Source organism: Candidatus Tisiphia endosymbiont of Parasteatoda lunata (assembly GCF_964030955.1).
GTDB lineage: Bacteria > Pseudomonadota > Alphaproteobacteria > Rickettsiales > Rickettsiaceae > Tisiphia.
This window is the reverse complement of sequence record NZ_OZ035003.1, coordinates 1,189,415-1,203,326: the sequence shown is the minus strand read 5'-3', so window position 1 is coordinate 1,203,326 and position 13,912 is coordinate 1,189,415. Positions and strand designations below refer to the sequence as shown.

General features: G+C 32.8%; 18 protein-coding genes and 1 pseudogene. 9 read left to right on the top strand and 10 right to left on the bottom strand.

Translation table 11 applies throughout. The annotated features are described in order from the left end of the window. Positions 1 to 15 precede the first annotated feature (15 nt). Positions 16 to 723, top strand: coding sequence for an IS6 family transposase (locus AAHN00_RS07510; RefSeq protein WP_342270905.1), 708 nt, complete (start codon positions 16 to 18; stop codon positions 721 to 723). Between the two features lie 154 nt (positions 724 to 877). Here AAHN00_RS07510 and AAHN00_RS07505 read toward each other — a convergent pair whose 3' ends face one another. Continuing rightward, positions 878 to 2,290 carry a phosphomannomutase/phosphoglucomutase gene (locus AAHN00_RS07505; RefSeq protein WP_342272614.1) on the bottom strand — a complete coding sequence of 471 codons (1,413 nt, stop codon included), beginning with the start codon at positions 2,288 to 2,290 and terminating at the stop codon, positions 878 to 880. 57 nt (positions 2,291 to 2,347) lie between these two features. Here AAHN00_RS07505 and tsaB point away from each other — a divergent pair, with 57 nt between their 5' ends. Further along, positions 2,348 to 3,025: a tRNA (adenosine(37)-N6)-threonylcarbamoyltransferase complex dimerization subunit type 1 TsaB gene (gene tsaB / locus AAHN00_RS07500; protein WP_342272553.1), complete on the top strand. Its 678-nt coding sequence runs from the start codon at positions 2,348 to 2,350 to the stop codon at positions 3,023 to 3,025. A 34-nt stretch (positions 3,026 to 3,059) separates the two neighbouring features. Here the strand turns inward: tsaB and AAHN00_RS07495 are convergent, their stop codons facing one another. After that, on the bottom strand, positions 3,060 to 3,185 hold the full coding sequence (locus tag AAHN00_RS07495) for a hypothetical protein (RefSeq protein ID WP_342272552.1): 126 nt from the start codon (positions 3,183 to 3,185) through the stop codon (positions 3,060 to 3,062). A 206-nt stretch (positions 3,186 to 3,391) separates the two neighbouring features. Between AAHN00_RS07495 and AAHN00_RS07490 the strand changes: the two genes are divergently transcribed. Next, positions 3,392 to 4,372 carry a transposase gene (locus AAHN00_RS07490; protein ID WP_342271025.1) on the top strand — a complete coding sequence of 327 codons (981 nt, stop codon included), beginning with the start codon at positions 3,392 to 3,394 and terminating at the stop codon, positions 4,370 to 4,372. Here AAHN00_RS07490 and AAHN00_RS07485 read toward each other — a convergent pair. The 4 genes from AAHN00_RS07485 to AAHN00_RS07470 form a co-directional block, all read right to left on the bottom strand. Then, positions 4,369 to 4,497 carry a hypothetical protein gene (locus tag AAHN00_RS07485; RefSeq protein WP_342272551.1) on the bottom strand — a complete coding sequence of 43 codons (129 nt, stop codon included), beginning with the start codon at positions 4,495 to 4,497 and terminating at the stop codon, positions 4,369 to 4,371. The two genes, AAHN00_RS07490 and AAHN00_RS07485, sit on opposite strands and share 4 nt — an antisense overlap. Positions 4,498 to 4,560: 63 nt before the next feature. After that, positions 4,561 to 5,775, bottom strand: coding sequence for an IS256 family transposase (locus AAHN00_RS07480; RefSeq protein ID WP_342270940.1), 1,215 nt, complete (start codon positions 5,773 to 5,775; stop codon positions 4,561 to 4,563). Between the two features lie 201 nt (positions 5,776 to 5,976). Further along, positions 5,977 to 6,216, bottom strand: a complete 240-nt coding sequence (locus AAHN00_RS07475; RefSeq protein WP_342272550.1) for a hypothetical protein — start codon at positions 6,214 to 6,216, stop codon at positions 5,977 to 5,979. Then, positions 6,213 to 6,518: a hypothetical protein gene (locus AAHN00_RS07470; RefSeq protein ID WP_342272549.1), complete on the bottom strand. Its 306-nt coding sequence runs from the start codon at positions 6,516 to 6,518 to the stop codon at positions 6,213 to 6,215. Before AAHN00_RS07470 ends, AAHN00_RS07475 begins: the two co-directional genes overlap by 4 nt. Before the next feature lie 251 nt (positions 6,519 to 6,769). Between AAHN00_RS07470 and AAHN00_RS07465 the strand changes: the two genes are divergently transcribed. The 5 genes from AAHN00_RS07465 to AAHN00_RS07445 all read left to right on the top strand — a co-directional run bounded on the left by AAHN00_RS07465 (position 6,770) and on the right by AAHN00_RS07445 (position 11,374). Continuing rightward, positions 6,770 to 7,477, top strand: a complete 708-nt coding sequence (locus AAHN00_RS07465; protein ID WP_342272548.1) for an IS6 family transposase — start codon at positions 6,770 to 6,772, stop codon at positions 7,475 to 7,477. Between the two features lie 47 nt (positions 7,478 to 7,524). After that, on the top strand, positions 7,525 to 7,746 hold the full coding sequence (locus tag AAHN00_RS15075) for a hypothetical protein (RefSeq protein WP_410521425.1): 222 nt from the start codon (positions 7,525 to 7,527) through the stop codon (positions 7,744 to 7,746). Positions 7,747 to 7,790: 44 nt separating this feature from the next. Next, on the top strand, positions 7,791 to 9,053 hold the full coding sequence (locus tag AAHN00_RS07455) for an IS256 family transposase (RefSeq protein WP_342270914.1): 1,263 nt from the start codon (positions 7,791 to 7,793) through the stop codon (positions 9,051 to 9,053). A 675-nt stretch (positions 9,054 to 9,728) separates the two neighbouring features. Next, positions 9,729 to 9,962: a hypothetical protein gene (locus AAHN00_RS07450; RefSeq protein ID WP_250310741.1), complete on the top strand. Its 234-nt coding sequence runs from the start codon at positions 9,729 to 9,731 to the stop codon at positions 9,960 to 9,962. Positions 9,963 to 10,177: 215 nt separating this feature from the next. Continuing rightward, positions 10,178 to 11,374 carry an IS66 family transposase gene (locus AAHN00_RS07445; RefSeq protein ID WP_342270935.1) on the top strand — a complete coding sequence of 399 codons (1,197 nt, stop codon included), beginning with the start codon at positions 10,178 to 10,180 and terminating at the stop codon, positions 11,372 to 11,374. Here the strand turns inward: AAHN00_RS07445 and tnpB are convergent. Beyond that, positions 11,371 to 11,724, bottom strand: a complete 354-nt coding sequence (gene tnpB / locus AAHN00_RS07440; RefSeq protein WP_341752109.1) for an IS66 family insertion sequence element accessory protein TnpB — start codon at positions 11,722 to 11,724, stop codon at positions 11,371 to 11,373. The two genes, AAHN00_RS07445 and tnpB, sit on opposite strands and share 4 nt — an antisense overlap. Next, positions 11,712 to 12,137, bottom strand: coding sequence for a hypothetical protein (locus AAHN00_RS07435; protein ID WP_342272547.1), 426 nt, complete (start codon positions 12,135 to 12,137; stop codon positions 11,712 to 11,714). The genes tnpB and AAHN00_RS07435 overlap by 13 nt, the downstream gene beginning before the upstream one ends. A gap of 79 nt (positions 12,138 to 12,216) precedes the next feature. On the opposite strand from AAHN00_RS07435, the pseudogene AAHN00_RS07430 reads away from it, so the two are divergent. Then, a pseudogene (locus AAHN00_RS07430) lies at positions 12,217 to 12,393 on the top strand (IS481 family transposase); the annotation flags it as partial. Positions 12,394 to 12,437: 44 nt separating this feature from the next. Here AAHN00_RS07430 and AAHN00_RS07425 read toward each other — a convergent pair. After that, the gene (locus AAHN00_RS07425) at positions 12,438 to 12,575 is read right to left on the bottom strand and encodes a hypothetical protein (RefSeq protein ID WP_342272546.1); all 138 of its coding nucleotides are present in this window, start codon (positions 12,573 to 12,575) and stop codon (positions 12,438 to 12,440) included. Between the two features lie 15 nt (positions 12,576 to 12,590). After that, a complete protein-coding gene (locus AAHN00_RS07420) occupies positions 12,591 to 13,853 on the bottom strand; it encodes an IS256 family transposase (RefSeq protein ID WP_342272545.1) in 1,263 nt (420 codons plus the stop codon). Positions 13,854 to 13,912: the final 59 nt, after the last annotated feature.

Genomic DNA, 13,912 nt, shown 5'->3' with positions numbered 1-13,912 from the left:
AAAAAAGATGTTAAGATGTTTCGTATTACTGCAAGATTATTATCATATTTCAAAGGATTTTGTTCTTCACCAGAAATAATAATGTTATTTGTCTATATGAAATGCCGATTTTCTTTAAGTTATCGAGATTTGGAAGAAATGATGAGTATAAGGGGAGCAAAAATTGATCACTCTACATTACAAAGATGGGTTATAAAATTTGTACCATTGATAGATCAGGTGGTTAGAAAAAGAAAGAAGCCAGTTGGTAGTAGTTGGAGAATGGATGAGACTTATATTAAATTAAACGGTAAATGGGTTTATTTATATAGAGCACTAGATAGTCTTGGTAATACTGTAGACTTTCTGCTACGTAAGCATAGAGACAAGCCTGCAGCACTTGCATTTTTTCGTAAAGCCTTTAGAGAGAATAATTTTCCTGAGAAAGTAGTAATTGATAAAAGCGGTAGTAATACGGCTGCTCTTAATGATTTGAATACAGAAGTTCCTAAAGATTATAAAATTAAGGTTATTCAGACCAAATACCTGAATAATCTTGTAGAACAAGATCATAGGTTTATCAAAAAACGTACAAAGCCAATGCTTGGTTTTAAGAGTTTTCATTCTGCAGAAATGACTATTACCGGTATAGAAAATATTCGTATGATGCAAAAAAGACAAATAATTGGAGCTAATGATAATCTTTCTACTTTTGAGAATTTTGCTATGTTAATGGCATCATAATGTCCAAAACCTTAGTTTTAACAATCTTGATGTAGTATGATTTATAGATGCGACAAAACCGTAGCTAAAATATGTGGTTAACGCGAATTTGGGATAAGAGTTTGTCAATTCTTATCCCAAATTGGGGTATATAGCTAAAATATTTTTGGGTTAGCTATAGCTTCAAACCATGTTTGGCTAGTAAAGATGAAAGCTCTAGTTTTAGACTATTTAGTTTTTCCAAACTATCTGATTCATATTTAGCAATAATTTTAGCTTCAGTATTTGAAGCTCTTAGTAACCACCATGCATACCCTTGAGATTCATTGGGCATATTATGTGAGTCAACCCTTATACCATCAATATCGTTAAAAGTGATATTTCTGCTGTTTAAATCCTCTTTTATTTGCTGAATAATATCAAATTTAAGGTTATCTGATACAGAAATCTTAATTTCAGGGGTACTATAACATTTAGGTAACTCATCTATCATATCGTCCAAAGTTTTTTTTGACCTTGATAGTAAATCAACAAACCGTAGGGCAGCATAAATTGCATCATCATATCCATAATATTTATCAGCAAAAAATATATGACCACTAGTTTCACCGCCAAGTAACGCCTTAGTTTTTTGCATCTTATCTTTGATAAAGGAATGACCTGTTTTGCATATTATCACGTTTCCGCCATAGGACTTAATCTGATTAAATATGCTACTGCTTGATTTGATATCCATTATAATAGTTGCATTTGGATTTTGCTCAATTACATCTTTTGCCAATATAGCAAGAATTTGGTCGCCTAAAATTATTCGTCCTTTCTTACTTACAATGCCTATACGATCTCCATCCCCATCGAATGCAATACCAATATCGCAATCCTGAGTCTTAACTATCTCTATTAGTTGTTCTAGATTCTTGGGAATGGTTGGATCTGGATGGTGATTAGGAAAATTACCATCAATTTCTGAATTTATAACGATATTTTTGTTGGGTAATCTTAATGCTAATAAGTCAATAATATTTCCAGCCGCACCATTGGCAGGATCCCATGCGACTTTTATTTGAGGTTCTATAGTTATTCCTTGCAAAATCCTATCTAGATATTTATCGGTAACATTTAAATTGCGTATATTACTTAGTGCTAGAAAATTTTTTGGTATAATAAGATTGGTGGACCAATCTTGACTTAGAATATTATTTAGTAAATCTTGTATTTGTTGGTCGAAAAAAGACTCTCCTTGTGATAACAACTTAAAGCCATTATCATCTTTGTGGTTATGGGATCCTGTTATCATTATGCTAGCTTGTGGCTTAAATATTTTATCAGCAAAATATAAAACAGGGGAGGGTACAATACCTATTGAGGTAACCTTCCCCTTAGCTGAAATAATACCATTAACCAAAGCATGATAAAGGGCAGGGGAGCTTAATCTACCATCACATCCTATAAATATTTCATTCCCTTGCTTTGATATATGCATTTTGGTAAAACAAAAGCCAATTTTATAAGCAATAGTTGGATTAATATCTATTAGACTGCTGCCACGAATGTCGTATAGTCTAAAAATTGTTCTATTTATTTCCATTGTCATTATAATTGAGTATACTTACAAAACTTGAAATCATAGCAGTATATATTATAAATGAAAATTTTAGCATTTGATACGGCAAATAATAGTGCATCTGTTGCAATCTCTGAAGATCAGATTATTCTAGCCTATATTGAGGAATTAAGGTCTTCCATGCAGGCTGAAACTATTGTGCCAATGATTGAAGAAGCATTGAAAATAGCAAAGCTTTCTTATCATGACCTAGATTATTTAGCCGTTACAAACGGTCCAGGTAGTTTTACAGGCATTAGAATAGGCTTATCAGTGGCAAAAGGCATTTTGCTAAGTACAGATATAATGGGCACTACTATATCTAATTTTGAGTTTTCCTGGTGGAGAGCCAGCAGGCAAGTAAAAAATTATGATAAAATTTTTATTTTTCTTAATGCATATAGAGGGCAATTATATAGCCAAGTTTTTGATCAAGATGAACAACCTTCTATTCCGTCACTGATAAATTATGACCAAGCTGTGGAATTATTAAATACAGAAAATGCTGCTATTAATGTCTGTGCAGGTAGTGGGGTAGAGATGATATACGACAAGATTAGGGATATAAAAAATTTAACAATCTTACCTCGTTTTACTAGAGTTAAGGCAGTGCATATATGTAAATATATGACGGATAAAATAAGGAAGCACAATTTCTCTAACTCCATAGATCCGTTATATATTAAACCAGCTGATGCGAAGATTAGACTTCTTACATAATTCTATTGCTGCAAGAAGTCTATTAAAAATTTTCCTAATCTCTTCCTTTACCTTCTGTTTTTTCATTATGTGGAGGTGGTGACGTTGGTGCTTTAGATGATATATGTGATTTTGCTTTTTGCCCGACAAATTTTGCTTCATTCTTCAATTGTTCAGCCAATGGTAGTTTGCTCTTGTCATCAGAATATCCATGCCATTTGTCTTTTAAATATTCACAAATTCTTTTAATAAAATTCTTCCTTGATATTATCGTATTCGATGATGCAGCTTGATCATTTACTAATTGCTTAGTAAATTTCTTTACTGCAGGAGTTTCGCACTTAGCAAAAAATATGTTAATCTAGCAAGAAAGAGTTTTAGTTAAGCATGGCAAGATCAAAATGTAGCAAAGACTTATATAAATCATTTTTACAAGCAAGTAGCGTAAGATATAGTGGTAAAGCATTATCTGAAGTAAGTCCAATAAACCTATCTCATGATAGTGCAAGTCGATGGTTAAATAGTAAGGATTTCCGCCCTAGCGGGATCTACAGAGAAGTGTCAAAATATATTGATAGGGAAGCTTCTTGTTTATTAGTGGGAGATGACACGTTATTGTCAAAGCAATACAGTAAGAAAATTGAGCTTGTACATTATCAATATTCTGGAGCTGTACATGATGTTATACCTGGTATAGGGATGGTCAACTTACTGCATTACAATGCTAAAACTGATCAATCTACCCCTGTAGATTATAGAATATATGATAAAGAAACTGATGGAAAAACAAAGAATGAGCATTTTTGTGATATGCTTACTTTAGCTAAGGAAAGAGGGATCAATCCTGATGCAGTAGTAATGGATGCGTGGTATAGCGGTTTGGAGAATTTGAAACATATACGTAATTTAGGTTGGACATGGGTTAGTAACCTAAGAAAAAATAGAAAAGTTAATCATAATGTTAGCTTAGAAAGTTTAGAGATTCCTGATGAGGGACTAAAAATTCACCTACGTGGATACGGTTGGGTTACGGTATTTAAGTTTGTGGCAAAAAATGGTCGCATTGATTACATAACAACTAACTTAGAAAATCCAACACGTGAACAAATAGAGAAAATTGTTAAGGCACGGTGGTCTATAGAAGTTTATCATCGAGAATTAAAACAAACTTGTGGTATTGAACGCTGTCAGGCACGCACGGGTCGAGCTCAGAGAAATCATATTTGCCTTGCTGTATTTGCTTGGCTCGATATGAACAAAAGGAGGATAAATGAAAAAATTACTTTATATCAACAAACTTGGGAAGTTATAAAAACATCAATTCAGAACAACATTAGATGCCTTTTAGCTGATTCGCAATTTTGCTAACTGCGAAACTCCTGTACTGTATATTTATTGTCCCATTTTGGGAGAAAAACCCCGCACTTGCAGTGCGTCGTTTCAACATAAATTTTAAATATCTTATCAAGAAAAGATAGGATATTTTTTAACAAAATCTTACACTTCACAGATATATTTGAGCCTTTCTAATTAAGTGTGTAAATTTTTCATAGGGCTTAAATTCTACCTTCAAATTTTATCAAAAAGTGAGCCATAGCTGCGTTCCAGTTTGGAATCGGCATAACCCATTTCTTGGTCATATAATCAATTGCCAAATATAAGGTCTTAAAAACAGCATTATCATTTGGAAAAACCCGTTTATTCTTAGTAACCTTACGTAATTGGCTATTGACAGATTCTACACTATTAGTTGTGTATATTACTTTCCTTATCGCCTCAGGGTATCCTAGAAAAACCATTAAATTTTCCCAATGAACATACCAAGATTTAGCAATTTGTGGATACTGTTTACTCCATTTAGCTTCAAAAGATTCTAAAGCAAGATGTGCTTCTTCCTCCGTGCTAGCAGTATATATAGGCTTTAAATCAGACGCTAATTCTTTTCGGTCTTTATATGATACATATTTTAAACTATTTCTAATCTGATGTACAATACATAATTGATGTTCGGTTTTCGGAAAAACTGCTTCTATTGCCTCAGACATACCGGTTAAATTATCACTGCAAGCAATAAGCATGTCTTGCATACCTCTGTTCTTCATCTCAGTAAAATTACCAAGCCAAAATTTCGCTCCTTCATTTTCACTGATCCACAATCCTAAAATATCCTTCCTTCCAGATAAATCAATACCTAATGCTACATATACAGACTTATTGATAATTCGTTTATCTTGACGTACTTTTACTACTAAACAGTCAAAAAATACTATAGCATATACTCGATCCAATGGTCGGCTTTGCCATATCTTGACATCCTCAATTACATCATCAGTAATTTGACTTATCAAACTTTCGCTAACGTCAGCTCCATACAATTCTTGCATTTGAATCTTAATATCAGATAAGCTCATTCCTTTAGCGTATAATGATATTATTTTATCATCAAATCCTTCAATACGTCTTTGACGCTTCGGAATTAATGCAGGTTCAAATGTACTACTTCTATCCCTTGGAACCTCAATCTCTACAACTCCATTATTTGTTACTAGATTCTTTACATTCCTACCATTACGAACATTATCACTATCAGTATGACAATATTTATCATATCCTAAATGATTATTCATCTCTGACTGCAATGCCTTCTCTACAAGCCGTTTGGTTAATTGTTTTAATAAACCATCCTCTTTAAGTAATGTTGATATATCTGTATCATTATTTATTAATAAATCTATCGCTTGATTCATTGCTTCATTTTGTTTTTGGTGCATTATAATTTCTCCTTTTGTTATATTATATTTTTATATAACCTTTGAAAAATTTACACACTTATTTGTACAGAGCCATATATTTTTTTGTGTTGTGACACTTTCTAAATGAGCCATACACAAATAGTTTCTAACTTTTAAGTTAGTACATACATGAGGCATTCATGCCGTAATATTAAGCTCTGCACTTGCAGTGCAGAGTGGTTAACTTGGATTATCGATAAACTTATTTAACTGTTCCGCAGCTTTTTTAGCAATGTCATTAATAGATTGTGAGCTTAATTTCCCTGTTCTTTTATCTTTTTGAGTTGCAATTGCTTGATCAATTTGTTCTATCAATACGTCAGCTAAAGCCTCTGTAGCACCATTTGCTTTTTTAAATGTGCTTATTGTTTCCGGCTTCACTCCTTCATCTGATATGATTTTTGCAACTCTTTCTTTCATATCTCTTTCATATCTCTTTTATATTGCTCTTCATTAAGAGGAGCAGTTAATAATTCTTTCGATAAAGCCTTATTACTATCAATAATTGCTTGAGGGGATTTTTGTTCACAATTTGTTTTGATTGTTTGTATATCGCCAATAAATCGATCAGCAATCTTACCAGTACCAGCCACATCAATTACTACCTGCGTTTTTGGTTCAATATCTCCTACTTTTCCTAACGTAGCGGTAATATTTACAGCCATATAATCTTGGCTATTAAATTCCGTACCCATCATCTTCCTAAGTTTACTCTGTGGCAAGAAAGCATGCATACTACAATCAAACATGAAATTCTGTCCGCCAATATATGATACGTTACGATCTTTATCGGTTCTGTCGCATCTATTGCCAAGTATGATGATATGTGGTATATGGAGCTAAAAAATAGCATTATGGTATTCCAAATATCGCCAAAACTTTTGAAGTATTTTAAAGGATTTTGCTCTGGTTCTGTCGCATATGTTGGACAATAGAAAAAAGATTGATATAATGATCTAAAAAAGATGTTAAGATGTTTCGTATTACTGCAAGATTATTATCATATTTCAAAGGATTTTGTTCTTCACCAGAAATAATAATGTTATTTGTCTATATGAAATGCCGATTTTCTTTAAGTTATCGAGATTTGGAAGAAATGATGAGTATAAGGGGAGCAAAAATTGATCACTCTACATTACAAAGATGGGTTATAAAATTTGTACCATTGATAGATCAGGTGGTTAGAAAAAGAAAGAAGCCAGTTGGTAGTAGTTGGAGAATGGATGAGACTTATATTAAATTAAACGGTAAATGGGTTTATTTATATAGAGCACTAGATAGTCTTGGTAATACTGTAGACTTTCTGCTACGTAAGCATAGAGACAAGCCTGCAGCACTTGCATTTTTTCGTAAAGCCTTTAGAGAGAATAATTTTCCTGAGAAAGTAGTAATTGATAAAAGCGGTAGTAATACGGCTGCTCTTAATGATTTGAATACAGAAGTTCCTAAAGATTATAAAATTAAGGTTATTCAGACCAAATATCTGAATAATCTTGTAGAACAAGATCATAGGTTTATCAAAAAACGTACAAAGCCAATGCTTGGTTTTAAGAGTTTTTATTCTGCAGAAATGACTATTACCGGTATAGAAAATATTCGTATGATGCAAAAAAGACAAATAATTGGAGCTAATGATAATCTTTCTACTTTTGAGAATTTTGCTATGTTAATGGCATCATAATGTCCAAAACCTTAGTTTTAACAATCTTGATGTAGTATGATTTATAGATGCGACAAAACCAAGTGTATAGCCCATATTGCAAGAAGAAACTATCGTCAGATGATAAGGCAATGCTCAAAAGACGGAGTGCCATAGAACCGATAATAGGGCATCTTAAAAGTTATGGTAGAGTTGGCAGAAACTACCTGAAAGGGGTAATAGGAGATGTCATTAATCCGTTAATTTCGAGTCTGTCCTATAGTTTGTGTAAGTTGCAAAGAAAGCAGTAAGAGATTACTGTAAAAAAAGTAACTTAAGCAAGCAAGGAGGAATTATGGCTAAAAAATTAGATACAGATAAAGATACATTAGACATCAGTAATCAGCTAGTAGAAGAATTATTATCAAAAGCAGATCCATCGGAGTTATTTGGTCGAGATGGTTTATTTCAACAGCTAAAGAAGCAAATAGTTGAGAAAATATTAGCAAGTGAGTTGGATCATGAATTAGGATATTCAAAACATAGCAAGATGCCAAAAGTAGATAATAATCGTCGTAATGGTAGCTATGAGAAGACAGTAATTGATGGGGATGGTCGTAAGCTGACAGTAGAAGTACCAAGAGATCGGGAAGGAGAGTATAATCCTCAATTAATACCAAAAGGGCTGAGGAGATTTAATGGATTTGATGAGAAAGTGATATCCCTTTATGGTCGCGGTATGACAGTCAGCGAGATCCGAGGGCATTTAGAAGAAATATATCAAACTGATGTATCTGGTGACTTGATATCCACCATAACAGATGGGGTGATAGAAGAAGTAACTAGGTGGCAAAATCGTTGTTTAGATAGGGTGTATCCAATATTATACTTGGACTGTATCTATGTAAAATCTAGAGACAATCACATAGTAATAAATAAAGCAGTATATTTAGCACTTGCTGTAAATATAGAAGGGAAAAAGGAGTTACTTGGCATTTGGATAGGCAAAAATGAAGGTGCTAAATTTTGGATGCAAGTAGTTACTGAGTTAAAGAATCGAGGAATTGAACAAATTTATGTTGCTTGTGTGGATGGTTTAAAGGGCTTTCCAGAAGCTATAAGCAGTGTATTCCCGAGTACTATAGTACAATTATGTATTGTACATATGGTTCGCAATTCAGTAAAGTATGTGTCATATAAAGATTTAAAAGAGGTCACATCAGATCTAAAACAAATTTATACAGCTAATAATGACGAAATGGCACGTTTAAAACTTCAGCAATTTGGTGTAAAATGGGATAAAAAATATCCGGTAATTTCTGATATTTGGCAACGTAATTGGTCTGGGATAATACCGTTTTTTGCCTTTCCTGAAGAGATCAGAAAGGTAATTTATACTACTAACACTATAGAATCTGTAAATCGTCAAATTAGAAAAATTATCAAAAATAAGGGGGTGTTTCCAGATGATAAGTCAATTCAAAAAATAATATTTTTATCCCTACAAAATGCAGCCAAAAAATGGACCATGCCTATTAAAGATTGGTCTTTAGCTTTAAATCAATTTGAAATACTTTGTGGAGATTTTAAATATGATTTATTGGAAAATAAAAAATGAACTTACACAAATTAAATGATTGACTCTTAATTTCCGCTGTAGGATTGAACTTACGGTGTATTGCGAATCATTTACTCAAAACAAATTTTTCTACATAGAAATTAGTCAGTAAAAAAATAATCAAATTATTACAAAATCGTTAATAAATCATCATGCAAAAATTCTCTAAAAATCATCTTTTTGTACCAAAAATTTAAATCAAAAAAATTAAACTCTCAAATTTTATACAAGAATTTTTGGCTAAGGTATTAAATTTTGAATTTTTCTTAATTTTTAGCACTTTTGACGGGGAGACTAGCTATTCCAGGGTGACGGATGCCAAATTATACACAGACAAAACAGCTATAACCTCTGCTGATATGTTAAATGATAGGTATACTTGCAGCAAAACTGCGTAACACTATCTAATTTTTTTGCTAGTATGAATTTATTGTATAAATTTGGGTTTCTACTATGCAAATATCACCGATTAATCAAAACTTACGCTATGTTTTATGATAAGTGGCTTTGTACTGAGATATTATTAAAATTCTTTACTATGAAAAAATGGCTTTCAGCCAAGGTTTTTAGTCATACTTGAGATAACATAGCGTAAGTTTTGTAATAAAAACTAGTTGAAAAAGTACCAATTATATTATAACATTTGAAATATTAATAATAATGATAATTAATCAAATGAAAAAACCAAAAGTAGCGACCTTAAGTGCTGAAGAACGAGAAGAACTAATACAACATGTCAAGGAAAGTTCATTAACGGGAGATGAACAGCAAACGATAGTAGAACTTGTGAAATTTTGTAATGAGCTAATAGACAAGCTAGCATCATCAAATATCAGTATAAATAAGCTTAAGGAAATGCTGATTGGTTTTAAGGCAGATAACAAAAAAAAGATAGTTCAGATTCATTAAAAGAACCGCCAAGTGAATCTGATAACGGGAATGGTGGTAATGAAGAAGAGTGCGATAAGCCCAAAAAGATAGATCGTAGTAATTGGCAAGGTAAATATGGGTTTGATGATTATAAGGATGCGAATACCAGCTATTTAACTCCTGAGAATTTTTGTAGTGGTGATAGCTGTCCTCACTGTTGTAATGGCAAACTATATAATAGTGAAGCTAGAAAATTGCTACAATTTACAGGTAATGCTCCAATTACAGTCAACAGATATGTAAAGAAAACGCTACGTTGTAATGCTTGTGATTATATAGTTATGAACAATAAAAATATCAACAAATGGACAAATAGTAGCAGAAGTGCAATAGTGTTACAAAAGACCTATGGTACTCCTTTCTACCGTTTATCTAGGCTGCAAAGTTTAAGTGGTGTTCCTGTGGCATATAGCTCGCTCTGGCAACAATATTTAGATGTTTGGCAAGAAGGTGGTGGAGCTGAAATTTACGGGGTATTATTGGAAATGGCTGCCGAATGTAGTTCACTGAACCTTGATGATACTAGAGCTAGGATTTTAGAAATTACTATAGCCAATAAGAAATTACGTACTCAAAATAAGAAAGGACGCAGCTGTTATACTACTACAATATGTGCTAAGACTGCAAATAATGAGGTGATAGTTTTATATTTTACCGGTAATAGGCATGGTGGAGAAAATATAGGTAACGTACTAAAGAATCGTAAGAATAGAACAGATTCTATCCAATTAATGACTGACGCAAGTAACAATAATAACCCGGTATTATCAGAAGCAGATCAAGAATTACTGGCAATAATAGTGATGATCAATTGTTTGTCACATGGTCAGAGAAAATTTACAGAGAATGAACTATATTACCCTGAAGAATGCGGATATTTTCTCAAACAAACACGAGGGATTTACCACAATGAACATCAATGTAAAGAGATGAGTCCTGAAGAAAAACTTGGGTATCATCAGGAACATAGCAGTAAATATATAGAAAACATATATAACAAAATAGACGAATTATTTAACGACAAGAAAGTTGAGCCTAATAGTAGGCTTGGACAAGCTATGAAATATTGGATAAATAATAAAGAAGGTTTGACCCAATTTTTAAAAATCCCAGTTAGCAATCTTGATAATAATTGGGCTGAGAGATCACTGCGTACCATTATTTTACAAAGGAAGAATTCATTATTCTTTAAAACAATCAATAGTGCTGAGATACATAGTGGTCTGTATAGTATAGTAAAGACTTGTAGTGAGAACGAGATCAATGCCTTTAAATATTTAAATTGGCTACAAGAGCAGAGTAGCAAAGCAAAGAAGCGTCCTGCGAATTATACGCCTTTTGCCTATGCAAGATATATGAATAATACGGAATTAATCGAGACAGCAGCTTAAACGACAGGAAGCCAATCATTAGAGAATTTGGCAGAACTAGGATCACCATTATGAATAAGAATGTGTAAGGTTCTATAACAAATTTGATAAGATGAATTATCAGATGGGAAAAGTTTTGCGGTAAATTTACCTTTGGATAGGCGTTTAGAGCATAGCCAAAAGCCTTGACCGTCAAAGGACAAAATTTTAATGGCAGTTCTGTTTTTATTATAGAATAAAAACAAGGAACCATTAAGAGGGTCAGAAGAAAGTTTTTGTCTACAAACAGCGATTAAGCCATCGATACCCTTGCGAAAATCGATGGCAATAGTGGCAACAAAAATAACTGACGCCGGGGTTAGTTGCAGCATAAAAATGTCTGAATTATGGTTTTTGGTTCTAGTGTTTGGATAATAAGTTTGGTACCATTTGGTTTAATAATGTGACAAGTATAGTGATTTTGTTTGGGGGCAGCTACAGGATCGGTATCTATAGAATTTAATAGTTGAAATGGGAGAAAATTAATATTTTGTTGTAGAGCTTGATTTGAAGTTGAGACAGGAGAAGTTTTGAGGGTAGGCTCATGGGCTTTTTTAATTGAACTGATTGTTGCTTTATTAATATTAAGATGTTTAGCTATCTCTTGGTAAGAATAATGATGGAGTAATTGGTAAACTAATTCCTTTAGATGGTTTGGTATACGATCAAACTTATTAGTTTTAGTTTGACGCCAGGCTTTAAATTGCTGAGCTACTTGCTCAATAGTAATTGATGGTATTTGCATAGTATGAAACCCAAATGTATAAAAAATTCATACTAGCAAAAACATTAGATAAAGTTATGCAGTTTTGCTGCAGGTATACAATGATAGAGTTCTACCTTGGTACGAAGAACAAGGTATTCCTATACTACGTATATTAACTGATCGTGGTACTGAATATAAAGGAAATATAGAACATCATGCCTTTGAATTGTTTTTAAGTATTGAAGGAATAGAACACACCGTTACAAAAGCATATTCCCCTCAAACTAACGGGATCAGGAGTTTCGCAGTTAGCGAGTCAATCATTTAATTTGTGTAAGTTCATTTTTTATTTTCCAATAAATCATATTTAAAATCTCCACAAAGTATTTCAAATTGATTTAAAGCTAAAGACCAATCTTTAATAGGCATGGTCCATTTTTTGGCTGCATTTTGTAGGGATAAAAATGAGTCAATCATTTAATTTGTGTAAGTTCATTTTTTATTTTCCAATAAATCATATTTAAAATCTCCACAAAGTATTTCAAATTGATTTAAAGCTAAAGACCAATCTTTAATAGGCATGGTCCATTTTTTGGCTGCATTTTGTAGGGATAAAAATATTATTTTTTGAATTGACTTATCATCTGGAAACACCCCCTTATTTTTGATAATTTTTCTAATTTGACGATTTACAGATTCTATAGTGTTAGTAGTATAAATTACCTTTCTGATCTCTTCAGGAAAGGCAAAAAACGGTATTATCCCAGACCAATTACGTTGCCAAATATCAGAAATTACCGGATATTTTTTATCCCATTTTACACCAAATTGCTGAAGTTTTAAACGTGCCATTTCGTCATTATTAGCTGTATAAATTTGTTTTAGATCTGATGTGACCTCTTTTAAATCTTTATATAACACATACTTTACTGAATTGCGAACCATATGTACAATACATAATTGTACTATAGTACTCGGGAATACACTGCTTATAGCTTCTGGAAAGCCCTTTAAACCATCCACACAAGCAACATAAATTTGTTCAATTCCTCGATTCTTTAACTCAGTAACTACTTGCATCCAAAATTTAGCACCTTCATTTTTGCCTATCCAAATGCCAAGTAACTCCTTTTTCCCTTCTATATTTACAGCAAGTGCTAAATATACTGCTTTATTTATTACTATGTGATTGTCTCTAGATTTTACATAGATACAGTCCAAGTATAATATTGGATACACCCTATCTAAACAACGATTTTGCCACCTAGTTACTTCTTCTATCACCCCATCTGTTATGGTGGATATCAAGTCACCAGATACATCAGTTTGATATATTTCTTCTAAATGCCCTCGGATCTCGCTGACTGTCATACCGCGACCATAAAGGGATATCACTTTCTCATCAAATCCATTAAATCTCCTCAGCCCTTTTGGTATTAATTGAGGATTATACTCTCCTTCCCGATCTCTTGGTACTTCTACTGTCAGCTTACGACCATCCCCATCAATTACTGTCTTCTCATAGCTACCATTACGACGATTATTATCTACTTTTGGCATCTTGCTATGTTTTGAATATCCTAATTCATGATCCAACTCACTTGCTAATATTTTCTCAACTATTTGCTTCTTTAGCTGTTGAAATAAACCATCTCGACCAAATAACTCCGATGGATCTGCTTTTGATAATAATTCTTCTACTAGCTGATTACTGATGTCTAATGTATCTTTATCTGTATCTAATTTTTTAGCCATAATTCCTCCTTGCTTGCTTAAGTTACTTTTTTTACAGTAATCTCTTACTGCTTTCTTTG